Source organism: Ekhidna sp. (assembly GCF_965212185.1).
In the GTDB taxonomy this organism is placed as follows: Bacteria; Bacteroidota; Bacteroidia; order Cytophagales; family Cyclobacteriaceae; genus Ekhidna.
In genome coordinates, this window is record NZ_OZ243102.1 from 357,007 (window position 1) to 380,302 (window position 23,296).

At 38.8% G+C, this 23,296-nt stretch carries 20 protein-coding genes; 5 read left to right on the forward strand and 15 right to left on the reverse strand.

Annotation, left to right across the window (positions count from 1 at the left end):
* Position 1: 1 nt before the first annotated feature.
* The gene (locus tag ACOMC3_RS01600; protein WP_420317773.1) at positions 2-916 is read left to right on the forward strand and encodes a helix-turn-helix domain-containing protein; all 915 of its coding nucleotides are present in this window, start codon (positions 2-4) and stop codon (positions 914-916) included.
* Here ACOMC3_RS01600 and ACOMC3_RS01605 read toward each other — a convergent pair.
* The 4 genes from ACOMC3_RS01605 to ACOMC3_RS01620 are packed head-to-tail and all read right to left on the reverse strand — an operon-like array spanning position 913 to position 4,529.
* A complete protein-coding gene (locus ACOMC3_RS01605) occupies positions 913-1,284 on the reverse strand; it encodes a hypothetical protein (protein WP_420317774.1) in 372 nt (123 codons plus the stop codon). The two genes, ACOMC3_RS01600 and ACOMC3_RS01605, sit on opposite strands and share 4 nt — an antisense overlap.
* Positions 1,262-1,621 carry a phage holin family protein gene (locus ACOMC3_RS01610; protein ID WP_420317775.1) on the reverse strand — a complete coding sequence of 120 codons (360 nt, stop codon included), beginning with the start codon at positions 1,619-1,621 and terminating at the stop codon, positions 1,262-1,264. Before ACOMC3_RS01610 ends, ACOMC3_RS01605 begins: the two co-directional genes overlap by 23 nt.
* Before the next feature lie 23 nt (positions 1,622-1,644).
* Positions 1,645-2,784 carry a Na/Pi symporter gene (locus ACOMC3_RS01615; RefSeq protein WP_420317776.1) on the reverse strand — a complete coding sequence of 380 codons (1,140 nt, stop codon included), beginning with the start codon at positions 2,782-2,784 and terminating at the stop codon, positions 1,645-1,647.
* Positions 2,785-2,810: 26 nt separating this feature from the next.
* The gene (locus tag ACOMC3_RS01620; RefSeq protein ID WP_420317777.1) at positions 2,811-4,529 is read right to left on the reverse strand and encodes a Na/Pi cotransporter family protein; all 1,719 of its coding nucleotides are present in this window, start codon (positions 4,527-4,529) and stop codon (positions 2,811-2,813) included.
* 196 nt (positions 4,530-4,725) lie between these two features.
* Between ACOMC3_RS01620 and ACOMC3_RS01625 the strand changes: the two genes are divergently transcribed.
* On the forward strand, positions 4,726-5,889 hold the full coding sequence (locus ACOMC3_RS01625; protein WP_420317778.1) for a porin: 1,164 nt from the start codon (positions 4,726-4,728) through the stop codon (positions 5,887-5,889).
* On the opposite strand, the gene ACOMC3_RS01630 is transcribed toward ACOMC3_RS01625, so the two are convergent.
* The 11 genes from ACOMC3_RS01630 to ACOMC3_RS01680 form a co-directional block, all read right to left on the reverse strand.
* Positions 5,890-7,080: a M20 metallopeptidase family protein gene (locus ACOMC3_RS01630; RefSeq protein ID WP_420317779.1), complete on the reverse strand. Its 1,191-nt coding sequence runs from the start codon at positions 7,078-7,080 to the stop codon at positions 5,890-5,892.
* Positions 7,073-7,564: an SPOR domain-containing protein gene (locus ACOMC3_RS01635; RefSeq protein WP_420317780.1), complete on the reverse strand. Its 492-nt coding sequence runs from the start codon at positions 7,562-7,564 to the stop codon at positions 7,073-7,075. Before ACOMC3_RS01635 ends, ACOMC3_RS01630 begins: the two co-directional genes overlap by 8 nt.
* The gene (gene secA / locus ACOMC3_RS01640; protein ID WP_420317781.1) at positions 7,546-10,899 is read right to left on the reverse strand and encodes a preprotein translocase subunit SecA; all 3,354 of its coding nucleotides are present in this window, start codon (positions 10,897-10,899) and stop codon (positions 7,546-7,548) included. Before secA ends, ACOMC3_RS01635 begins: the two co-directional genes overlap by 19 nt.
* A gap of 91 nt (positions 10,900-10,990) precedes the next feature.
* Positions 10,991-11,761, reverse strand: coding sequence for a diaminopimelate epimerase (dapF, locus tag ACOMC3_RS01645; RefSeq protein ID WP_420317782.1), 771 nt, complete (start codon positions 11,759-11,761; stop codon positions 10,991-10,993).
* Positions 11,762-11,825: 64 nt separating this feature from the next.
* Positions 11,826-12,188, reverse strand: coding sequence for a 50S ribosomal protein L19 (gene rplS, locus ACOMC3_RS01650; protein WP_420317783.1), 363 nt, complete (start codon positions 12,186-12,188; stop codon positions 11,826-11,828).
* 75 nt (positions 12,189-12,263) lie between these two features.
* A complete protein-coding gene (locus ACOMC3_RS01655) occupies positions 12,264-12,881 on the reverse strand; it encodes a response regulator (RefSeq protein WP_420317784.1) in 618 nt (205 codons plus the stop codon).
* Entirely contained in the window at positions 12,878-14,485 is a 1,608-nt protein-coding gene (locus tag ACOMC3_RS01660) for a tetratricopeptide repeat-containing sensor histidine kinase (RefSeq protein ID WP_420317785.1), read from the reverse strand. Before ACOMC3_RS01660 ends, ACOMC3_RS01655 begins: the two co-directional genes overlap by 4 nt.
* Before the next feature lie 3 nt (positions 14,486-14,488).
* Entirely contained in the window at positions 14,489-15,016 is a 528-nt protein-coding gene (locus tag ACOMC3_RS01665) for a hypothetical protein (protein ID WP_420317786.1), read from the reverse strand.
* A gap of 174 nt (positions 15,017-15,190) precedes the next feature.
* Positions 15,191-15,862 (reverse strand): tRNA (guanosine(37)-N1)-methyltransferase TrmD, encoded by a 672-nt coding sequence (gene trmD / locus ACOMC3_RS01670; RefSeq protein WP_420317787.1) that lies wholly within the window; start codon positions 15,860-15,862, stop codon positions 15,191-15,193.
* A gap of 52 nt (positions 15,863-15,914) precedes the next feature.
* Entirely contained in the window at positions 15,915-16,478 is a 564-nt protein-coding gene (gene rimM / locus ACOMC3_RS01675) for a ribosome maturation factor RimM (protein ID WP_420317788.1), read from the reverse strand.
* Between the two features lie 6 nt (positions 16,479-16,484).
* Positions 16,485-17,249 carry a 30S ribosomal protein S16 gene (locus ACOMC3_RS01680; protein WP_420317789.1) on the reverse strand — a complete coding sequence of 255 codons (765 nt, stop codon included), beginning with the start codon at positions 17,247-17,249 and terminating at the stop codon, positions 16,485-16,487.
* A 277-nt stretch (positions 17,250-17,526) separates the two neighbouring features.
* Here ACOMC3_RS01680 and ACOMC3_RS01685 point away from each other — a divergent pair, with 277 nt between their 5' ends.
* From ACOMC3_RS01685 to lpdA, 3 genes are read left to right on the forward strand one after another with little or no spacing between them, the layout of a single operon-like run.
* Complete coding sequence (locus ACOMC3_RS01685) at positions 17,527-20,241, forward strand: 2-oxoglutarate dehydrogenase E1 component (RefSeq protein WP_420317790.1); 2,715 nt, start codon at positions 17,527-17,529, stop codon at positions 20,239-20,241.
* A 47-nt stretch (positions 20,242-20,288) separates the two neighbouring features.
* Complete coding sequence (gene odhB, locus ACOMC3_RS01690; RefSeq protein ID WP_420317791.1) at positions 20,289-21,857, forward strand: 2-oxoglutarate dehydrogenase complex dihydrolipoyllysine-residue succinyltransferase; 1,569 nt, start codon at positions 20,289-20,291, stop codon at positions 21,855-21,857.
* A 42-nt stretch (positions 21,858-21,899) separates the two neighbouring features.
* Positions 21,900-23,294, forward strand: coding sequence for a dihydrolipoyl dehydrogenase (lpdA, locus tag ACOMC3_RS01695; RefSeq protein ID WP_420317792.1), 1,395 nt, complete (start codon positions 21,900-21,902; stop codon positions 23,292-23,294).
* The last annotated feature ends 2 nt before the right edge of the window (positions 23,295-23,296 follow it).

Consider the following 23,296-nt stretch of genomic DNA (forward strand, 5'->3'; position numbering starts at 1 on the left):
AATGGAGGACTACAATAAAATCATTGAATCATTAGAGATTCGATATATCAAGGCTAAAAATATTAATATTTTAAAGCCGGTTACTATCGATAATAACTATGAGGTTGAAAACTACCTCTTATTAGTTACAGGAGGAGAAATCAGGTTTGGAAAGGAAAAAGAGACGGCTGTAGAGGGAGATGTGATCTTCGTACCAGGAGGTCGCCCTATTTCAATGACGTATGGGTCTGGAGCAGCTACAGTCCTTTCTAAAGATGATTTTTTAACCAATAAAGATCAGTTTCTTAAGTCTTACAATGAACATTCAATTAGTGACGAGCACTATAGCTATGTAGCTTTTGATGCGAAAGCTTTTGACTCGGTAAACTTCTTTTCTTCTCTGGATATCCCTCCATTTAAAATCGAAGAGAATTATAAGCTGGCTGGACTCATTCAGCAAATTAATGACGAGGTAAAGGCAAGCATGCCTGGCAGGGATCGGATTGTTAAGGTGCTTACTGAAAACATGACGATTGAGCTCATTCGTTATATTTTGAATAATAGCTTATTCGTTGAGAAATTAGCTACCAATAGCACGTATTTCAAAGACCCAAGACTCATTGATATTTTCACTTTCATTAAGGAAAATCTTTCTGATGATCTTTCTAACAAGGTTTTGGCCAATGTGGCGAATGTGTCTGAAGATTATGTTGGTCAGTACTTCAAAATGCTTACAGGAATCAATCCACAGGATTACATTGAGTATCAGCGCATGGAAGCGGCTGTCAATCTGTTAAGGACAAGCAAGAAGAGTATCCGAGATATTGGTAAAGAAGTAGGATATAAGGATACCGCATACTTCTGCCGAAGATTTAAAATGATGTTTGGTATTCCTGCAGGTAAAATGCGTCGTAGGGAGTCTTTGATGAATGTTTAATCAGTTTCCTGACCTTCTTCTTTCTTAATATCCTCTTTCTTATCATTGTCTTCATCATCCAACACACCGTCTAGAAATTTATTCAGATAGGGCATTAAAAGCGCAGTAATTCTTGCTGTTGTATTTGGAGAAGATCTCTTATGCTTTTTCTTCTTTTTTGGTTTCTCAACTTCCTCATCATCATCTGAAAAGATGTTGAAAAGCCAATAACCTAGTAACGCTACCCCACCCGCAACCAATGCAATTTTTCCTACTCGCATTGCTTTGTCCTTCATTTCATCTGAGTCATTGTCAAGTTGTTTCTTGATTTTTTGCTCTCTTTCTGTAAGAGCCTTTACCCGGGATTCAATGGTTTCTTTCTTGCTCATATTTGGCTTCCTCAAGTTTTACAATAAGCACTTCTATCCACTTCTGAAGAAGTCTACTTTTAACCAGTATTGTTACAATTATAATTATTAGCAAATAGAATCCAGATATTATCAGATATCCAAGATAGGCACTATCCATCCCAATATTGATCAACTCTGCCATCGCGAAACTCAAGAAAAAGAAAAAGAATAAACCAAATACAGCGAGTAGGGATAATGCGATTACACCAGACAGCATTCGAGCGATCCTGGAAATGATCCGCAACTTAATTTGCTCAGTTTTTATTTCGATAAACTCAACAATATTATCAATCACCTTTCTTGCAGAAGATGCCATATTCAAATTGTTTATTCACAAATCTAATCCTCTGTAATAACTTCTATAGGATCGGATTGCTTTTCCACTGTCTTTGAGAAATAAATAAGTGTAAAAGGTAGCATAAAGAACGCTACAAAAATGTAAGCAAAACCTATTATTCTCATGCTCATGGTAAGTCTGCCCATTTTCTTTGCAAGTATTACAGGAAGCTGTGACAAGTAAGGAATGAAGTAGAAAATAAGAACACCTGTGAGATTAAATAATAGATGAACAAGAGCCAGACTAATTGCTGCTTCGGACTGAAAGATTGCTGCCAGGAGAGCGGTAATGGTTGTTCCAATGTTGGCTCCTAAAATGAATTGAAATGCTTTTTTGATTTTTACTTTTCCTGTAGCCACAAGAGGAACAATCAATGAAGTAGTAAGTGAACTTGATTGTGCAACAGATGTAATAATTAGCCCCCAACTAAAGGCTCTGAATTTGTTTTTAAAAACAGCATTCTCAAACTGATCTTTCGTCTTTCCAATCAATATTTTATAGAGCCATTTTGAGATCAGCTTAATGCAGGTGAATATCAAAATGATTCCTATCAAGAGTGATAAGAGAGGACCAAAATTGATAATTATCCATTCTGTAGCTGTTTCAAAAATGGATGTAAATTCATAGCCAGTATCAGAGGCCGAAGATCTCCCTGTTACGTGTAAGTGAGAAGAAATAGCGGCGCTTGTTCGTTCAAGGAATCTATAGTTAACCTCTAGAGGGAAAAGCAATAAAACGGTGAGTATATTAAAGAAATCGTGCGAAGTACCTGCAGCGACAGCTTTTCTAAACTCTTTGTGTTTAGAGATATAACTCATCGATATGATAGTACTCGTGATTGTAGTACCAACGTTGGCACCCATAACGATAGGAATAGCATTTTCAAGACTGATTGCCCCAGAAGCCACTGCCGCTACTGCAATGGATGTAGTAGTAGAGCTACTTTGAAGTAAAGCTGTGGATAGCAAGCCAATGAATAGGCCGATGAACGGATTGGCTGTTACCATTGAAATACTTTCAGTAAAAGGTTCGGCCATCTCAGCTAAAGACACGCCTAATAGTTCTATTGAAAATAGAAAAAAAAGAATGGACACTCCAGTAATGAGTGTCCTTTTAAGTATGGATTGATAGTTTTTTCCCATGTCAGTTGACAAGGACAAATTTCTTATCATTCTGATTCTAACTCCTCTTTCAAGATTCGCTCCTTTTCACCCGTCATGGCTTCTGATACATTGATGGCATGGTCACCAACCTTTTCACATAAATGGAAAAGATCTTTATACCATCCATCTCTTTGAGGATCGTACTTATCCTTCTTAATGTCCTTGGTAAGATCCTTTCGTAATGCATTACGCAACGAATCAATCTTTTCCTCAACAATCATTGCCGGCTCTAATGAGTTATCTTTTTCAGTTGAGTCTAAATTGGTGTGCATAATTTTTAGAGCCTCATCAATAAGCTCCATCATTTCCTGAAGATTCTTTACTTGTTTGCTTTTGAATTTCTTGTCACTCTTAAGGATGCGTTCTACATCTCTGGACATTTGGAAGAAGATGTCTCCAATTCGCTCCAGATCATTAACTGAACTTAATAAGCTGGTAACTTTTACAGCACTGGTGTTACTTAAGGTACCGTTTGCAGAAACTTTCATCAGATATTCGCCAATTTCTTGTTCCATTCTATCGGTGATGATTTCATAGTCACGAATTTTCTTCAATAACTTCTTCACCTTCTTAGGTTTTTCCTCTAAGATGAGGTTTTGAAACTGCTTGGACATCTTCTGAGTCATTTCACCCATACGTACTGTTTCTTTACGAGCTTCTTCAATTGATAGCTCTGAAGTATTCATCATACCGGTGCTGATGTACTCCAAAGAAAACTCGTCTTCACCTGTAGACTTTATAACTCGGGTTACTGTTCTGGCAATAAAATTCACAAACCAGATAAGGAATAAAGTATTCAGTATGTTGAACGTGGAGTGGAATATAGAAAGTGCTACAGGGATACTAGTGGCAGTAACAAATGGAGAAGCTGAACCACTTGAAACCAAGTACCAGTCAACAAGATTTAGGGCAGGCCTAATCAATATTAGAATCCATAGAACTCCAAACAAGTTGAAGATCAAGTGAGAAAGCGCAGCTCTTTTTGCATGAACGTTTCCTACCAAAGCGGCAAGGTTTGCAGTAATTGTAGTTCCAATGTTTTCTCCAAGTACCATTGCCGCAGCTAATTCAAACGGAATCCAGCCATTATTAGCCATAACAAGTGTTAATGCCATAGCAGCACTCGAAGATTGAACAACGACTGTTAATCCTGTACCTATTAATACAAATAATAAGATCGATAGATAACCAAGATCAGTATAGCGGCTAAGGAATTCAAGGATTTCAGGATTGGCTTTTAGATCTGGAACTGAATCTTTAAGTAAAGCAAGACCCATAAAAAGTAAGGCAAAACCTACAAGAACCTCACCCCAGAATTTCAATCGTTCACGATTAAAAAACATTAACGGGAACCCAATGGCGATTATTGGTAATGCGTAAGTCGCAATTTTCACTTTAAATCCAACAATTGATATCAACCATGCTGTGATCGTTGTACCAATATTGGCTCCCATAATCACCCCGATTGATTCAGTCAATGAAAGAAGTCCGGCGTTAACGAAGCTTACGACAAGCACAGTAGTAGCCGATGAGGACTGCACTAAACTTGTTATGGTAAAGCCGGTAAAAACACCTTTGAATCGGTTAGAGGTCATTGAGCTGAGAATGTTTCTCATTTTTGAGCCGGCCACCTTTTGGATGCCCTCACTCATCACCTTCATCCCGTAGATGAAAAAGCCCAAGGCCCCAAGTAAATTAAGTAGGTCTAACAGTCCGTATTCCATTTTTTTGTAAGATTTTGCGCAAAGATAAATTTTTAATGTGTCGTGTGTATTACGTGAATATTTATTAAAACTAGAATTATAACAGATAGATAATCAATGAGTTATGTATTTTTTAAGTCAAAAAATCCTCCATTCAAAGTATCTTGTTTAATGTTTAGTTAATGTTTAGTTAACATTGCAGGCTTAATTGCTTAGCATGAAAAAAGCCTACACTACACTACTATTTCTTGCGTTTATAATTCCTCATGTGCACGCCCAGGATTCAACATCCAGTAAATGGGGCAAGCGTTTACAGTTTGCTGCACAAGATTCGTCCTTTCTTTTAAAATTCGGATTCCGATTTCAAACCTTGTATGATGGCAGATATGACCTAGAAGATAATGTATATGAAGATGCATTGATGGTTAGAAGAACACGGTTGAAGTTTGATGGGTGGGCTATCGATCCAAGTATCGTTTACAAACTGGAGCTGGCCGTTTCGAATAGAGATCAGCGAAGTGGTCACAATGCTGAGTCAGGTAATACAGCCAATATCGTTCTTGATGCGGTGATAAAGTGGAATTTCGCTAAAAACTGGCATGTTTGGTACGGACAAACAAAACTGCCGGGTAACCGTGAGCGTGTAATCTCTTCTCAAAATCTTCAGTTTGTTGATCGAAGTTTAGTGAATTCACGCTTTAATCTCGATCGTGATGTTGGAGTTCAGCTAAGACACAAAAGTGCCAATGATAAATTCAGACAAATTTTGGCAATATCAATGGGGCAGGGAAGAAATGTTATTGCTAGAAATCCAGTAGAGGGCTATCAGGTTACCGGTAGATTGGAGTTTTTACCAATGGGGAGTTTTACCGGAAAAGGAGATTACTTTGGTTCTGATCTAAAAAGAGAACCGACACCAAAACTTTCAATTGGTGTTTCTGGAGATTTGAATACGAATGCTGTGCGATCAAGAGGTAATCTAGGTGGGTTTGTAACAGATACTGATGATGCTTATCTACCAACAGATTTAAAATCATTCATTGCAGATATGATGTTTAAGTATAATGGTTTTTCAGCCATGTCAGAGTATGTGAAGCGTACTGCAGGGAATAACGAAGATAGCTATGGGACAGGGACAGGATTTGTTTTTCAAGCGGGCTACCTATTCCCTTCCAATTGGGAAATAGCTAGCAGATTCACGGATATTAATGCGGATGCAACACAATCTGTTTTTTCTGATCAAAGAGAGTATACTTTAGGATTATCTAGATATATCTCTGGGCATGACCTGAAATTTCAAACGGATATAAGCTATCAGACTTTCCCTGGCCAAACCAGAGAATACTTAGTCTTTAGATTTCAGACAGAAGTAGCCCTGTAATTAATTCTTTAGTTCATTTATAGCTAAATATGCCATTAGTCCCATCCCGGTTTTCAAGGCATTTTCGTCTATATTAAATGTAGGGGTGTGGACGCCAGATGTGATGCCTTTTTGCTCATTCCTGGTTCCCAGACGATAGAAGCACCCTGGAACTTCATGGGTATAAAACGCAAAATCTTCTGCTGCCATCCAGAGGTCTAGCTCCACTACATTTTCATCACCCAAGTAGTTCTTTGCTGCTTCGATGTTCCGCAAAGTATAAGCTTCATCATTTACAAGGAATGGATAGCCGGAAGCAATATTCACATCACAAGAACCACCCATTGACTCAGCGATGGAGGTGGAAATATCTTTGATTTTTTGAAGCGCCTTTTTCCTCCATTCTTCATCGAATGTTCTAAATGTACCGTCAATTTTCACTTCTTCGGGAATCACATTATTGATGTTTCCACCTTGAATTTTTCCAAATGAAAGTACAGAAGGAATTTTTGGATTGGCCATTCTGCTAACCACTTGTTGTAGCGAAACAAGGATTTGGGCAGAGATGGCTATTGGATCTACAAAAGTTTCCGGCATAGCAGCATGTCCACCTTTCCCTTTAACTGTCAGGTAGATTTCATCAGCGCTAGCCATATATTTTCCAGTCCGGAATCCCACCTTTCCCTCAGGAATGAGCGGCATGACATGTTGACCCAAAATGGTTTCAGGTTGTGGATTTTTTAAAACACCTTCCTTTATTAGAATAGATGCTCCGCCTGGAGATTTTTCCTCGGCAGGCTGAAAAATGAATTTAATGGTTCCGTTAAATTCTTCAGTAAGTCCTGAAAGGATCTTTGCTACTCCTAACAAACTGGAGGTGTGTACATCATGCCCACACGCATGCATAACACCTTCATTTTTTGATTTGTAGGGGACGTCATTTGCTTCAAGGATTGGTAACGCATCAATATCTGCCCGAAGCGCTATTGTTTTACCTTTTTCTTTTCCCTCAAGGCAGAATGTGACACCCGTGTCAGCAATTCGTTGGGTATTTGTTATTCCAAAGGATTTCAGCTTCTCCTCAATGAAATCAGCTGTATTATGTTCTTGAAAAGAAAGTTCAGGATTAGCATGTATATGCCTTCTTACTTCAAGAATTTCTCCGAAATGAGTTTCAGCCAGTGCCTTTATTTTACTGATGAGGTCACTCATATCTCTGAGTAAACCTTTCAGGAATTAATAATGCGCGGGGGAACTCTTCTTTTACATCCTGGAATATACGATTAGCTCTTAATCGATTGGTGAATCGACCGGCAATGACACGAAAGTTCGGTTGATGATAGGTCACCTTAGGTTCAAGCTCAGGAAATAATTCAAGCATTTTCGATCTGGCTTGGTTTGCCTCATCACGACTACCACCCGAATAAACATTAATTACAAATCCGTCCACCGTTTTACCAGATTTGTTTTGTTCTAAAGCAACTTTGGCAATGCTATCCAGCTCTAGTTTAATGTGCCCCTCAAGAGGACTATACTGTTCTGTAACAACTTCCTGCTTAAGGTCTGTACTGTCCTCAACAGAAATTAGGATTGGGCGGTGAATGCTCAAATCCTCTGAGTATTTACTCGGAGCTGTTGGAGTTGCGGCTTTACAGCCAACCAGCAGAATTAATATGACTAATCGATAAGTACGCATCTATTGTTTTTAATATCGTCTTCTACCGTTTTGTATTTCACATCTTTTTTAACTGATCCATCAGCATATTGTACATTCACTCGTTGGTTTCTACTTGCAATCTTTTGAGATTGAATCGGTTGAGACTGCTGTTGAACAGGTGGTCTGTTTCCACCATCAGGACCCGCCAATGCAGATCTGCTTTCTTCTTTTTGTTCTTTGTAGTTTCTGGCGGTTTGCTGTTTTTTCGCTTCCTGCATTTGATCAGGTTGCTCAACAGGGATTTCAGCTTTCATCAAGAATGAAATAGTCTCTTCATTCACTCTACCGATAAATCGCTTAAACATTTCAAACCCTTCGAACTTGTAGATTAAAAGTGGATCCTTTTGTTCATACTGAGCATTTCTAACACTTTGACGAAGATCATCCATCTCTCTTAAGTGCTCTTTCCAAAGTAGGTCAATAGTCGCCAAGGCAATCATTTTTTCCATTTCAAGGATTAGCTCTTGCCCTTCAGTTTCAACAGCCTTTTTAAGATTTACGGATGTTCCAATTTGCTTTTTACCATCTGTGAACGGTACCAATACATTTTCCAAGGTAGCACCTCTTGTAAGGTTCAATTGCTTTAGAATTGGAAGCGCCTTGTCTTTGATTAGTTGGTTCTTCAGCTGATAGCTTTTTAGTGTCTCATTATAAAGCCTTTCTGAGAGTACATTCTCATCCTCTTTTTCAAGTTCTTCCTTGGTGATATTGAAGTCTAACCCAAGAATAGAAATGGCATTTAGTTTAAGGCTATCGAGATCATTCGTTCCTTTCGCATTGAAGATGATGTCTTCACAAGTCTCTAATAGCATATTAAGGATGTCAAGCTCAAGGCGTTCTCCGTAGAGAGCATTTCTTCTTCGCTTGTAAATAACCTCTCTCTGAGAGTTCATTACATCGTCATACTCGAGAAGGTTTTTTCTAATCGCAAAGTTGTTTTCTTCTACTTTTCGCTGAGCTCTTTCAATGGACTTTGTAATCATTGAGTGCTGGATCACTTCACCTTCTTGCAATCCAAGTCTATCCATGATTTTCGCTACACGATCAGACATGAAGAGTCGCATAAGGTTGTCCTCGAGAGATACATAAAACTGTGAAGATCCCGGATCACCCTGTCTACCGGAACGACCCCTTAACTGTCTGTCTACTCTTCGTGATTCGTGCCTTTCTGTACCTATAATAGCCAGACCACCAGCTTCTTTCACCTCAGAGGAAAGCTTAATATCCGTTCCCCTTCCTGCCATGTTGGTAGCAATCGTAACTGCGCCCGGCTTACCAGCATCAGCCACTACATCTGCTTCTCGAGCGTGCTGCTTTGCATTAAGAACCTGATGCTTGATGTTTCGCATTTTAAGCATTCTGCTCAATAGCTCGGATATTTCTACTGAAGTAGTACCTACAAGTACGGGTCTTCCTGCCTGAGTAAGCTCAACGACTTCTTCTGCTACAGCGTTAAATTTCTCTCTAATCGTTTTGTATACCTTGTCATTCTCGTCATTTCTGGCGATTGGTCTGTTGGTTGGGATGACAACCACATCCAATTTATAGATGTCCCAAAACTCACCCGCTTCTGTTTCTGCTGTACCTGTCATACCTGCAAGCTTGTGATACATTCGGAAGTAATTTTGCAAAGTGATTGTAGCGTAAGTCTGTGTTGCATCTTCTACTTTCACATTTTCCTTCGCTTCAATGGCTTGGTGCAACCCATCAGAGTATCGGCGACCTTCCATGATACGGCCGGTCTGTTCGTCTACAATCTTCACCTTGCTATCCATTACCACATACTCAGTATCCTTTTCATACATGCAGTATGCTTTTAAGAGCTGATTGACAGAGTGGATTCTTTGACCTTTAATGTTATACTCGCGAATGATTTCTTCTTTCTTCTGAAGTTTATCATTCTCAGGGAGCTCTTCATTTTTTTCTAGCTGGGCAATTTCATCTCCAATGTCAGGAAGGATAAAGAATGTGGCATCTTCCCCTTCTCCGGTTATTAAGTCAATGCCTTTCTCCGTAAGATCAATGCTGTTGATTTTTTCATCGATGGTGAAATAAAGCGGTTCGTCAGCCTCTGGCATTCGTTTTTGATTATCTGCCAGATAAATGTTTTCTGTTTTTTGAAGGATTTGCTTTATTCCGGTTTCACTCATGAATTTTATGAGTGGCTTATTCTTTGGTAAGCCCCTGAAAGCTCTGAAAAGTGGAAGTCCGGCCTCTCCCTCTTTTCCTTCTTTGATTAGTTTTTTTGCCTCATTCAGGTACTCACCAACCAGTTTTCTTTGAGCATCTACAAGTCGCTGAATACGAGGTTTTAGATCATAAAATTCATGTTCATCGCCCCTTGGAATTGGTCCTGAAATAATCAATGGGGTTCTGGCGTCATCGATTAAGACAGAATCCACTTCATCGACCATAGCATAGTGGTGCTTCTTTTGTACCAATTCTTCCGGACTCCTTGACATGTTGTCTCTCAGGTAGTCAAATCCAAATTCATTATTGGTTCCATAAGTAATGTCTGCGAGGTAAGCATTTCTTCTTTCCGTGGAATTGGGCTGATGGTTATCTATGCAATCAATTCTAAGGCCATGAAATTCAAACAATGGCGCATTCCATTCTGCATCTCGTCTTGCTAAGTAATCATTAACTGTCACGATGTGAACACCTCTTTCAGCAAGTGCATTCAAATAAGCGGGAAGAGTAGCAACTAGTGTTTTACCCTCACCCGTTTGCATCTCAGCTATTTTACCTTGATGCAATACGACACCACCAATAAGCTGAACGTCGTAGTGTACCATATTCCACAATACTTCATTGCCGGCAGCCATCCATTTGTTCTTCCAGGTAGCTGTCTCACCACTTATTTCTACGTTATCTTTTTTTGCAGCAATTTCTTTATCGTATTGAGTGGCAGTAACTACTATTTTCTCATTTTCAGCAAATCTTCTGGCAGTTTCCTTTACCACTGCAAAACCAAGTGGAAGAATCTCCATCAAAACTTCTTCAAGCTCTACATCTCTATCGCTTTCCAGCTTATCAATTTGTCCGAAAATCTCTTCTTTCTGATGTACGTCTAGTGTTTTATCCTCATCGACTTGCTTATGAAGGGCTTCTATCTGATCATCGATATCCTTCAATCTGTCTTTGATGATTGTTTTTAACTCTGATGTTTTCCCTCTAAGTTCATCATCAGAGATGTTCTGTAGTTTATCAAATTCAGCATTGATTAGTCCAACGTAAGGAGTGAGTTCCTTGAGATCCTTTTCAGTCTTCGTGCCAAAAATCTTGGCAAATCCCTTCGTAATCGAGTTTAGCATTGAAAAATATTATTTTAAGACCTCCGTCTATGTTTCAAAATTAGCCTTTATTAAAAGGCCTTAAAGTTATAATGGTTTGTTGATAAGAGGGTCAGATTATAACACTTCCTTCAAACACTTTTTCAGCTGGTCCAGCAAGCCAAATATCTGTGAATTGTCCTTCTTTTTGAGTGAACAAAACTTTCAGATCTCCTCCTTTGGTTTGAATATGTACAGGACTTGAATATCCTAATTTACCTGCCATAATCCCTACTGCTGTAGCTCCGGTTCCACAGCTTAGTGTTTCATCCTCAACACCTCTCTCATATGTTCTTATTTTGACCTTGTCTTGCAAAAGCTGTGCAAAGTTGACATTCGTGCCATTTTGGCTGGAATAAGCTGATCCATTCCTTATTTGTCTGCCTAATGAAACAATATCAATACGATCAACTTCTTTTTCCTGGACTATATGATGAGGGGATCCCGTATTTATAAACCATTCGGTATCATTCAACTGCATAATTTCATTGACATCAAAAAGTTGAAAATGGATCAGTCCGTTCTTTTCCTTTATTTGGTGGACACCATCCGTTGTTTCGAAAGTAGCCATCTGCTCTACTAATCCTAGTGTTTTAGCAAATGCAAATCCACACCGTGATCCATTTCCACAGAGGCTTTGAGAACCATCCGAATTGAAATAGATCATTCGATAGTCCAGTTCAGGATGATTTTGGATGAGTATTAACCCATCAGCTCCGATCCCAAATTTCCGATCGCAGAGCTTTTGAATCAAATCAAACTCAGCAGGAAAAGTGAGATTTAGATCATCAATTAAAATGAAGTCGTTACCTGTTCCTTGATATTTTGTGAAGTTTAGCTTCATGAAAGCTAAGTTAACTGGAAGTAAGGCAAAAAAAATCCTGACACTGAGGTCAGGATTGAAATTTTTATCTGGAAAGCTTTTCCTTAATTCTGGCAGCTTTACCTTTTCTACCTCTTAGATAATATAGCTTGGCTCTTCTGACTTTACCTTTTCGAAGAACTTCAATTTTTTCAATGTTTGGGGTAAGAATTGGGAAGATTCTCTCCACAGCAATATCACCAGAAACTTTTCTTACAGTGAAGGTTTCACCGTTGGTGTTCTGATTTTTTATCTGCATTACAGTACCCTGGAACTGCTGTACACGTTCCTTGTTACCTTCTTTAATTTTATAGTGAACATTGATGGTGTCACCAGGACCAAAAGAAGGATGATTTGACTTGATGTCTTTATATTCTTCGGCTACAACTTTCAATAATTCTGTGCTCATCTCTTTACTCTTTGCTGAGTGTTTTGAAAAAGGAGTGCAAATATAGAAATAAGAATTGGAAAAAAAGATATTGATTCAAATAATTCCATGGTTAAGTGCATATTGAATCAGTTCCGAACTGCTATGCAAATCAAGTTTTCTTAAAATATTCTTTCTGTGCGTTTTTACAGTATGTTCAGAGATAAATAGAGCGTCAGAAATTTGAGAACTGGTAAGGCCATCTCCAAGCTTGCGAATGATTTCTATTTCTCTCTCGCTCAAGGGATATTCTTTAAGATCAGAATCATCTTTATTGAAGTTTTGAATTTGATCATAATATGATTTTCCTTGATGCACTCTTGAAATTGCATCCGAAAGTTCTTTTCCAGTATTGTTTTTTAGCAAACAACCATCTATCCCTATTTTAATGATCTCTTCAACAAAAGACTTTTGAGCATACATGGTGAGAATGATTACTTTGATTTCAGGATAGAGTTTTTTTACTTTTTTGGCACATCTAATGCCATCCATCTCTGGCATATTAATGTCTAGTACGACGACATCCACTTTATCTTGGGATAGAAATTCCAAAACTTCATTTCCATTGGCCGCTTCACCTACTACATCGAAATCCTTTCTTGCACTTAGCACCATTTTCAAACCATCGATCACTATCTGATGATCATCGGCGATTAATATTTTTACTTGTTTCATAGATTTGGAATTTCAATAATGAATGTGCTTCCTTTTCCTGGTTTAGAGTCTATGGTGAGCTCACCTTCGAGCTTTTCAACCCTATTTTCTATATTCTTAAGCCCTAACCCTGCTTGAAATTCATTCTTATTAAAGCCAATGCCATTATCTTCAAATATTATATTGATCGATTGATCAATATGTGTTATTTCAAGGTGTACTCTCGTACATTCCGCATGCTTTAAAGTATTGTTAACAAGCTCTTGAATAATACGATAGATTTCAAGTCCAGCGTCAGAAGGGATTTTGTCAATTTGAAGACTCAGTTTGAATTGAATGTTTCTTGCAGATGATACAGCTTCAGTTAGTTGTTTGATTGCAGCCTCTAGCCCAAAATGTTTGAGCATACCTGAATATAAGCTATGAGAAATTTTTCGTGTTTCTTCATTTGCTAACTGAGCAACCTCTGAGATTTTTTCAGCTAATGCTGGAATATCTTTTTTGTCTTTCGATTGCATTGAATCTGCATACATATTCAACGTGACGAGTATACTTCCTAAATTATCATGCAATTCAGCTGCAATCCTTTTCCGTTCTTTGTCCTGGCCTGCAAGAATGGCAGAAGTTGCTTTGCTTTCCTGTTCGGAGAGTAGATCTTGAATGGCTTTTTCTGAAGCTATTTTGATTCTTTTTCTACGTTGATTGAGGATGTAGTAAATAGCAATAGATATGATTATGAGGAAGAATGAGAAAATATAAAGGATGGTAAGCTCTCGTTTATTTTTTTCAATTTCCGCTTGCTTTAAAGCATTATCTCTTTCTATCTCTGCCGTTTTGAATTTGGTTTCCAGTTCGAGGATTTTGTCTTCGTATTCACTGTGTAGAATATCATGATTAAGTGAATCGAATTGAAAGTAGTAATAAGATGAACTGTCATAAACATTTAATTCGTAGAAAGCTTTTCCAATCGCTTTAAGAGTTTTGCTCACCGATTCATCATCGCTGTAGTATTTCAGTGCCAGTTTGTAATTAATTAATCCCGATTCTATTTCACCCATCTGAAAATTCGCCAATCCCAGATTGTAGTAGGTGTCACCTAGTGCCAAATAATTTTTTTGAATAAGTTGGATGTCTTTGGCTTTACTGAAATAGACCTTGGATTCATTGTAGTCTCCAAGTTTTGAATGAAGCATGCCAAGATTACTAAACAAATAGCTCAAAGTTGTTGAGTCATTATTAATCTGAAACAAGGGAACAGTTTGTTCATAATAGATTAAAGATGAGTCATACTTATTCAATAATTGATAAGCAGCAGCTAATCCAAACAAAGCCGAAGACTTCAGGCTTGAATTATTTAGCTGATTACTTTTATTAAGTGCCTTGGAAAAATATGCCACCCCCAGCTCACACTTATTAGCCTTGCAAAGAGCAGATCCCAACTTAATATAAGAGTAAGTCAGGATCGAGTCTTCTGATGCCAGTTGCGCATCATCAATAATATCATGCAGGAGTTCGATTGCTTTAGGATAATTACCCTCATCCGAAATCTTTATAGCTTCATTTAATCGATCAAAAAATGAATTTTGTAAAAATGGTAAAATCAATAAAAGTCGAATGATTTGCATGAACTAGCATTCATCATTGCATGGGAAATGAATAGTACCATCATGCTCTTCAGCTCCTTTCATGATTTCCGGTGGGCAATCGTCTGGATTACTGCATAAGTAAACATTTAAATCTAAATCGCTCGTGGATGGAGGTAATCTTAATGTGAACTGCATTATTTTATCACCACCAAACCATAAAATCCTATTGAATTTCTCAGAAATGAGATTATTTGTTGCAGCAACCCATGCATCAGGATATTCATCATAGCAATCTTTTTTCTCCACCTGACCAATATTTTGAGGCTCTTTAAGAGTAAACATAACATCCCATGTACTGTCGGATTTTTTTATCCTATACCACAGATCCGCTTTCTTATCATCAGTTATTATTTTAAAAGCATATGCCTCAACTTCTCTTTCATTACACATGATATGTATTGGGCTAACGTAGATTTCATCATCAACAATAGTCGGAGGGTTTTGGGCCATTAGTTGCGATGTAATTAACAGTAATAAAGATAGTGTTAGATTCCTTGGGTTGAATTTCATAATTGTAAGGGTTAGTGAGTTGGTTTATTAAAAATAATGAAAATGTTTTCTGTTTGCACAGAATCTAATTTCTGCAAGATAAAATTGCAAAATATGATTGTCTTACGAAATACCTATTGAGGGGTATTTAAACTCGCTCAAGACATTGATTATTCCGAAATCTGTAGTGAATAACTAAAGCAAATCCGGACGCCTGTCTTCAGTCCTTTTCAAAGCCTGTTCATTTCTCCAGGCTTCAATTTTAGCTTCATGGCCAGAAGTCAGCACTTCAGGAACTTTCCATCCTTTGTATTCTGCAGGGCGGGTATATACAGGAGGGGCAAGTAGATTGTCCTGGAATGAATCGGAAAGGGCAGAGGTCTCATCATTTAAAACACCTGGAACTAATCGGATGAGAGAATCAGCCAATACCATTGCTGCTAACTCGCCTCCGGAAAGGACGTAATCACCAATACTAATTTCACGGGTAATCAAATGTTCTCGTACACGCTGATCTACTCCTTTGTAATGTCCACAAAGGAAAATGAAGTTCTTTTTTAGTGAAAGCTGATTGGCTATGGACTGATTGTAAGTTTCTCCATCGGGGGTAAGGTAGATGACTTCATCGTAGTTTCTTTTCTCTTTTAAGCCTGAGATGCATTTATCTATTGGCTCAATCATCAGGACCATCCCTGCACCACCACCAAATGCGTAATCATCTACATGCTTGTGCTTATCTGTGGCGTAATCTCTAAGGTTATGGATTTCCAGTTCAACCAGACCTTTATCCATTGAGCGTTTAACAATACTCTGAGTGAGAGGACCCTCAAAAAGGTTAGGTAAACAGGTGATGATATCTATTCGCATAATTTTCTTCAGAGGACACAAAGGTAATCACAGAGAAGACAGAGCACTTTTATTACTCTTTTTGAGGGTCAGAGTCATCTTGAGGGTCAGAATCATCCTCCAGATACATATCAAGTAATCCTTCCGGTAGCTTAACCATTAACTTTTGATTTTTAATGTCAGCCTGTAATAGGATTTCATCAAGAAGTGGGATTAAAACTTCCTTGCCATTCGCTTCAACAGATAGTAATTGATTGCCATTAAGGTCAATCACATTTTTGGCAATGCCAATGAGTTGTTTTTCTTCAAAAACCTCGCATCCTACCAGTTCATGGAAGTAATATTGGCCCTCTTCAAGTTCAGGAAGTGAGGAGAGGGGCAGGAAAATTTTTGATTTTACCAGGTTTTTGGCATCATTTAAAGATTCAATGTCTTCAAAGCGAATCAATGCTTTGTTCCCATTGATCTGAATGGTTTCAATAAAAAAAGGAACCAGTTTTCCGGATTGTTCCAGAAATACTGATTCCAAATTTTGATATTCATCAGGGAAGTCTACATCCAGGAGGACGCTAACTTCTCCATTAAGACCGTGGGTCTTGATCACTTCCCCTAGTTGGTAGCAATCATCCTGCCGCATAGCAGATTAGCCCTCTTTTTTGTCTTCTTTAGCTTCAGCTTCAGGCTCTTCTTTCTTCTCCTCTGCAGGAGCTTCTTCCTTTACTTCAGCTTTAGGCTCTTCTTTCTTCTCCTCAGCAGGAGCTTCTTCCTTCACTTCAGCTTTAGGCTCTTCTTTCTTTTCCTCTACGGGAACTTCTGCCTTGGCTTCTTCTTTTGGTGCCTCTGTGGCTTCAGCAGCTTGTGCTTCTTCTACTTCAGCAGCATCTTCAGCTAAATCCTCATCTCCTTCAGCTCCACCTTCTTTGATTTCTTCAACCAAAGCAGCTTCTGCTTCCTGAGCTCTTTTCTTCAATTCTTCAGCTCTTGCATCACTTACTTTCTTCTCTGCCTCCAATGCAGCTTTCCTTTTATCTGCTTTCGCTTTAGCAAGAGTGTCTACCTTACCCTGGATCTTAGATTCTTTATCTTTCATCCAAGCTTCTAATTTCTTATCAGCTTGTTCCTGAGTGATAGCTCCTTTATTAACACCTACTTGTAAGTGCTTTTTCATCATGATTCCCTGATATGAAAGCATTGCTCGCACAGTATCAGTTGGCTGAGCACCCTTCATTACCCAATCAAATGCCTTATCTCCATCAAGATTGATAGTTGCAGGGTCAGTGTTCGGATTGTAGGTACCAATTTTTTCAATAAAGCGACCATCTCGTGGTGCTCTGCTGTCTGCCACTACTACATCGTACATGGCGTTCTTTTTGCGTCCTCGACGCGCTAATCTAATTTTTACTGGCATAATTCTTTTTGTTTATGGAACTCGTCCATCAAAAGTTTTAAAAATGGAGCGCAAATGTAGTTGTTTTTTGCTGATCAAAGAAGCTAGAAATAAAATAATCCCAATCATCAGAAAGAGATGGTTATCAGTCTGTTAATTAATTTCACATTATAACTACAGATTTCTCTATTGACACGCTAGAATGGAGGTATTCACTCATCGTGTATTTGTAAAACCGATTTTACGATTTTTAAAGAAACTATATTGATTATACCTTTGTTTCACAACTAAATTGAATATGGACAAATATTCTTACATCGCCAATGCTCACGGCAATTATCTGGATGAATTATTCCAAGCGTATAAAAATGATCCTGAAAGTATTGATGAATCATGGAAGAAATTCTTTGAAGGATTCGAGTTTGCACAGGAGAATTATGGAAGTGGAGGGGAGGATAGTATCGTTTCTACTCCAAAAGAAACGGCTGTACGAAATCTGATTTATAATTATCGTGCTTGGGCTCACTTGGTTGCTAAGACAAACCCAGTTCGTGAAAGACGCCCACATACGGCAAAATTGGAACTTTCTGATTTCGGATTATCGGAAAAAGATCTGGATTCAGAATTTGAAGTAGGTGAGGAGATTGGTCTTGGGAAAGCTCCATTAAGGAAAATATTAGAAAAACTAAAGAAGGTATATGCTGGCTCTATTGGATTTGAATACAATCATATTCGTGACTCAAACGTCAGTGAATGGCTAAAAAGCAAAATAGAGACCGAGGGAGCTGATATAAATCCTTCCAGAGAAGAGAAACACAGGATTCTTTCAAAGCTTAATGAAGCAAGCGGATTCGAAAATTTCCTTCACACCAAATTTCTAGGTCAAAAACGATTTTCACTAGAAGGAGGTGAGAATATGATCCCTGCCTTGGATAAAATCATTAATAAAGGAGCTGAGCTTAATGCTGAGGAGGTTGTGATAGGGATGGCGCATAGAGGTCGCTTGAATGTTTTGGCCAATATCATGGGCAAAACCTACGAAGAAATATTCAGCGAATTTGAAGGAAATCAGGAGGTGGATTTAACCATGGGTGATGGTGACGTAAAATACCACCTGGGTTACGCATCGCACCTTGATACTACTGCAGGTAAGAAATGTTATGTCAAGTTGGCTCCTAACCCATCGCACTTGGAGGCAGTAGACCCTGTGGTGCTTGGATACTCCAGAGCTCAAATCGATGATGAGTATAATGGGGATATGGATAAGGCCATTCCTGTTCTGATACATGGTGATGCTGCTGTAGCTGGACAGGGAATCGTATATGAGTGTATCCAAATGTCATTGCTTGATGGGTACAAGACTGGTGGGACAATTCACTTCGTTATTAACAATCAGGTGGGCTTCACCACAGATTTTGCTGATGCTCGATCAAGTATTTATTGCACGGATTTAGCAAAAATAGTAGATGCTCCAATCTTACATGTGAATGGGGATGATGCAGAAGCAGTACAATTTTGTGCAAACCTTGCTGCGGAATATCGTCAGAAATTCAATAAGGATATTTTCATTGACATGCTTTGCTATAGAAGGCATGGACACAATGAGAGTGATGAACCAAAATTCACTCAACCAAAACTTTACAATGCAATAGGCAAGCATCCAAATCCTAGAGAAGTTTATGTTAAGCAGCTTACTGAAAAGGGGGACTTAAGTGCAGAGGAAGTAAAAAAACTTGAGAAGGAGTTTAAGAATAAACTGCAGGACCGTCTAAATGAAATCAAAGAGCACCCACTTCCTTATAAACCTCAAAAAATTGAAGAAGAATGGGATCACCTGAGACGTTCGGAAGCAAAAGATTTCGATGCTTCACCGGACACATCAATTTCTAAAGAGCTTGTTGAAAAAGTAGCTAAAGCGATTTCTGAGGTTCCTAAAGGTTTTAAGCCATTGAGGCAAATTGAAAAATTGCTTAAGGATCGGAAGGCCAATTTCTTTGAGAAGGGAGAACTTGGCTGGGCTGATGCAGAATTACTTGCATACGGATCTCTTTTGGCTCAAGGTACAATTGTACGAATGACAGGGCAGGATGTTAAAAGAGGAACTTTTTCCCATAGACATGCATACTTTTTTGATTCGAATACGAATGAGCCATACTGTGGTTTGAATCACATTCAGGATGATCAGCAGCCACTTAGAATATACAATTCTTTGCTTTCTGAATATGGCGTATTAGGATTTGAATATGGCTATGCCATGGCTACACCAAATGCTTTGGTTATTTGGGAGGCTCAATTCGGCGATTTTGCCAATGGAGCCCAGATCATGATTGATCAGTTCATTACGAGTGCGGAGAGTAAGTGGCAAAGAATGAATGGGTTGGTGATGTTGTTGCCACATGGATATGAAGGACAAGGTCCAGAGCATTCAAGTGCTCGTATGGAACGATTCTTACAAATGTGTGCAAGCGAGAATATCATTATAGCGAACCTGACCACATCTGCTAATATCTTCCACCTCATGAGAAGACAGGTGACTTGGGAGTTTAGAAAGCCAGCGGTAGTATTCTCACCTAAATCTTTATTAAGACATCAAGGCACAATATCCCCATTGAAAGATTTTACATCCGGAAAGTTTCAGGAAGTAAAAGGCGATGATTTCGTAACTAATAAAAATGTTAAGAAAGTACTTTTCTGTTCAGGTAAAGTCTATTTTGATTTATTAGAAGAGCAGAAGAAAAAGAAAGCTAAGGACATTGCTGTTGTTCGAGTAGAGCAGCTATATCCATGGCCTCAAAAGCAAATTGATGCAATTCTAAAAAAATACAATAATCCAAAGCTTGTTTGGGTACAAGAGGAACCAAAAAACATGGGTGCTTGGAGCTATATCAATATGCGAATCAACATGGATTTCAATTTGATATCCAGGAAAATAAGTGCTTCACCTGCTACAGGATTTTCTAAAGTCCATAAGGAAGAACAAGAAACACTGGTTAAGCAAGCATTTGAAATTTGATATGAAATAATCTGGAAAGAATATAAAAACATTAAAAAAAGAAGAAAATGAGTCTTGAAATGAAAGTTCCTTCGGTTGGTGAATCAATCACAGAGGTTACCGTAGCATCCTGGACAAAAAGCGATGGCGATTATGTCGAGATGGATGAGGTGATCTGTGAACTGGAGTCAGACAAAGCCACCTTCGAGGTAACAGCTGAAGCTGCTGGCACATTAAAAATTAAAGCAGAAGAAGGAGATACGCTCGAAATAGGAGCGGTTCTTTGCGAAATAGATGAGAGTGGTGCGGGAGTGGGATCTTCAGACGCTAGCAATGAATCTTCTGGAAAGGATCAAAGTTCAAGTGATTCAGGATCAGCTGAAAATAAGGCCACAGGAGAAGTATTGGAAATGAAAGTTCCTGCGGTAGGAGAATCTATCACTGAAGTAACCATTTCCAACTGGGCAAAAGCTGATGGTGATTTTGTTGAACTGGATGAAGTTATAGCTGAAATAGAATCTGATAAAGCAACTTTTGACCTAACAGCTGAAGCACAAGGTAAGCTTCAAATAGTAGCACAGGAAGGTGACACCTTAGAAATAGGAGCATTGATTTGTAAAATAGAAGTGATGGAGGGTGGCGCACCATCTTCGGGCTCTTCGTCCAGCGATTCTTCTTCAGATGAATCATCAGGCAGTACTACTGCTGATAAAGCAACATATGCGACTGGACATGCGTCTCCAGCAGCGGCGAAGATTTTGGATGAAAAAGGAATATCACCAGATGATGTGAAAGGGACTGGTAAGGATGGTCGTATCACCAAGGAAGATGCAATGAAGGCAGAGAAATCAGTCAAAAAAGAAGCATCCTCAAAACAAGAGGATTCGAAACCATCGAAACCACAATTTGAAGCACCTACATTTGGTGGAGGAGTGTCAAGGGAGCAGCGGAGAGAGAAGATGTCTTCTCTAAGAAAGACTGTATCTCGCAGACTTGTTTCTGTGAAAAACGAAACGGCTATGCTCACCACATTCAATGAGGTGAACATGAAGCCTATCATGGATCTGCGTAAAAAATATAAGGAGCAATTCAAAGAGAAGCATGAAGTGGGGCTAGGATTTATGTCCTTCTTTACAAAAGCGGTATGTGTTGCTCTTCAGGAATGGCCTGCAGTTAATGGTATGATTGATGGAAATGAAATGGTATTCAGTGAATACTGTGACATATCAATTGCTGTATCTGCACCAAAAGGATTGGTTGTCCCAGTCATTAGAAATGCTGAATCATTAAGCTTTGATCAGATAGAGAAAGAAGTGGTAAGATTGGCTACTAAGGCACGAGATAATAAGCTAAGTATTGAAGAGATGGAAGGTGGAACTTTCACCATTACAAATGGTGGTGTATTTGGTTCGATGATGTCTACACCAATCATCAATGCTCCCCAATCAGCGATTTTAGGGATGCATAATATTGTAGAGCGTGCCGTAGTGGAAAATGGGGAGGTGGTAGTAAGGCCAATGATGTATGTTGCGCTTTCTTACGATCACCGAATCATCGATGGACGTGAGTCTGTGAGTTTCCTTGTGAGGGTTAAACAATTACTTGAGGATCCAACAAGACTTCTTCTTGGCGTTTAATCAATCTAAAATCAAAAATCTCCCAATCATAAATCTGTAATTATGGATTATCAAGTAGTAGTAATTGGATCAGGACCTGGTGGATACGTAGCAGCTATTCGTTGTGCACAGCTAGGGATGAAAACTGCCATCATTGAAAAGTACGATACACTCGGAGGGACTTGTTTGAATGTTGGGTGTATTCCTTCTAAGGCATTGTTAGACTCTTCGGAGCATTTTCATGCAGCTGAGCATACTTTTAAAGAGCATGGCATAGACATCAATAAGCCCAAGGTCAATCTAAAGCAAATGATTTCTCGCAAAGCTGATGTGGTGAAGCAAAACGTGGAAGGCATTGATTACTTGATGAATAAAAACAAGATTGATGTTTTTCATGGGATGGGAAGCTTCGTAGATAAAAATACTATTCAGATTGATGGGAAAAACAAGAAAAAAATCACTGCAGAAAAAGTAATTATCGCAACAGGTTCTAAGCCGGCTAACCTTCCTTTCATTAAGCTTGATAAGGATCGAGTAATCACTAGCACCGAAGCATTGGAATTGAAAGAAGTTCCAAATCATATGATTGTGATTGGTGGAGGTGTTATTGGTGTGGAACTTGGGTCAGTGTATGCAAGATTGGGAGCTAAAGTATCTGTTGTTGAATATTTGGATAGTTTAATTCCGACCATGGATTCCACCATGGGAAAAGAGCTTCAGAAGTCCTTAAAAGGATTAGGTTTCGATTTTTATCTAGGTCATAAAGTGACTGGGGTTGAGAAAAAGGGGAAGAATGTGACGGTAAAAGCTGAAACCAAAAAGGGAGAAGAAGTAGAAATTAAAGGTGATTATTGTCTGGTCTCTATCGGAAGAAGGCCATATACAGATAAACTAGGTCTGGATAAAGCAGGGGTAAAAGCCGACGATAAAGGAAGGGTAGAAGTAGATGATCACCTTCGAACAAATGTTGATAACATTTACGCAATTGGAGACGTGGTTCGAGGAGCCATGCTTGCTCATAAGGCAGAGGAAGAAGGGGTGTTTGTAGCTGAAAGCATTGCCGGCCAGAAGCCTCACATCAATTATAATTTAATTCCAGGAGTAGTATATACCTGGCCAGAGGTGGCATCTGTTGGATATACTGAAGAGCAGCTTAAAGAGCAGGGTAAAAAGTATAAGACGGGCAAATTTCCATACAAAGCTTTAGGTAGAGCAAGAGCAAGTATGGATACCGAAGGACTGGTAAAAATAATAGCAGACAAAGACACTGATGAAATTTTAGGAGTTCACATTATTGGAGCCAGAGCTGCAGATATGATAGCAGCAGGTGTTACTGCAATGGAATACCGTGCATCCGCAGAGGATATCTCCAGAATGTCTCATGCACATCCAACCTATATGGAGGCATTCAAGGAAGCTGCATTAGCAGCTACTGAGAATAGACCAATACATATGTAAGA

Excerpts from the sequence above, each read along its gene's own strand:
- ACOMC3_RS01660 (WP_420317785.1), bottom strand. The coding sequence starts at position 14,485 with ATGCAAATCATTCGACTTTTATTGATTTTACCATTTTTACAAAATTCA.
- secA (WP_420317781.1), bottom strand. The coding sequence starts at position 10,899 with ATGCTAAACTCGATTACGAAGGGATTTGCCAAGATTTTTGGCACGAAG.
- odhB (WP_420317791.1), top strand. The coding sequence starts at position 20,289 with ATGAGTCTTGAAATGAAAGTTCCTTCGGTTGGTGAATCAATCACAGAG.
- ACOMC3_RS01615 (WP_420317776.1), bottom strand. The coding sequence starts at position 2,784 with ATGGGAAAAAACTATCAATCCATACTTAAAAGGACACTCATTACTGGA.
- ACOMC3_RS01605 (WP_420317774.1), bottom strand. The coding sequence starts at position 1,284 with ATGAGCAAGAAAGAAACCATTGAATCCCGGGTAAAGGCTCTTACAGAA.
- ACOMC3_RS01625 (WP_420317778.1), top strand. The coding sequence starts at position 4,726 with ATGAAAAAAGCCTACACTACACTACTATTTCTTGCGTTTATAATTCCT.
- ACOMC3_RS01685 (WP_420317790.1), top strand. The coding sequence starts at position 17,527 with ATGGACAAATATTCTTACATCGCCAATGCTCACGGCAATTATCTGGAT.
- ACOMC3_RS01620 (WP_420317777.1), bottom strand. The coding sequence starts at position 4,529 with ATGGAATACGGACTGTTAGACCTACTTAATTTACTTGGGGCCTTGGGC.
- dapF (WP_420317782.1), bottom strand. The coding sequence starts at position 11,761 with ATGAAGCTAAACTTCACAAAATATCAAGGAACAGGTAACGACTTCATT.
- ACOMC3_RS01610 (WP_420317775.1), bottom strand. The coding sequence starts at position 1,621 with ATGGCATCTTCTGCAAGAAAGGTGATTGATAATATTGTTGAGTTTATC.
- ACOMC3_RS01635 (WP_420317780.1), bottom strand. The coding sequence starts at position 7,564 with ATGCGTACTTATCGATTAGTCATATTAATTCTGCTGGTTGGCTGTAAA.
- rimM (WP_420317788.1), bottom strand. The coding sequence starts at position 16,478 with ATGCGGCAGGATGATTGCTACCAACTAGGGGAAGTGATCAAGACCCAC.
- lpdA (WP_420317792.1), top strand. The coding sequence starts at position 21,900 with ATGGATTATCAAGTAGTAGTAATTGGATCAGGACCTGGTGGATACGTA.
- ACOMC3_RS01680 (WP_420317789.1), bottom strand. The coding sequence starts at position 17,249 with ATGCCAGTAAAAATTAGATTAGCGCGTCGAGGACGCAAAAAGAACGCC.
- ACOMC3_RS01630 (WP_420317779.1), bottom strand. The coding sequence starts at position 7,080 with ATGAGTGACCTCATCAGTAAAATAAAGGCACTGGCTGAAACTCATTTC.
- ACOMC3_RS01665 (WP_420317786.1), bottom strand. The coding sequence starts at position 15,016 with ATGAAATTCAACCCAAGGAATCTAACACTATCTTTATTACTGTTAATT.
- rplS (WP_420317783.1), bottom strand. The coding sequence starts at position 12,188 with ATGAGCACAGAATTATTGAAAGTTGTAGCCGAAGAATATAAAGACATC.
- ACOMC3_RS01655 (WP_420317784.1), bottom strand. The coding sequence starts at position 12,881 with ATGAAACAAGTAAAAATATTAATCGCCGATGATCATCAGATAGTGATC.
- ACOMC3_RS01600 (WP_420317773.1), top strand. The coding sequence starts at position 2 with ATGGAGGACTACAATAAAATCATTGAATCATTAGAGATTCGATATATC.
- trmD (WP_420317787.1), bottom strand. The coding sequence starts at position 15,862 with ATGCGAATAGATATCATCACCTGTTTACCTAACCTTTTTGAGGGTCCT.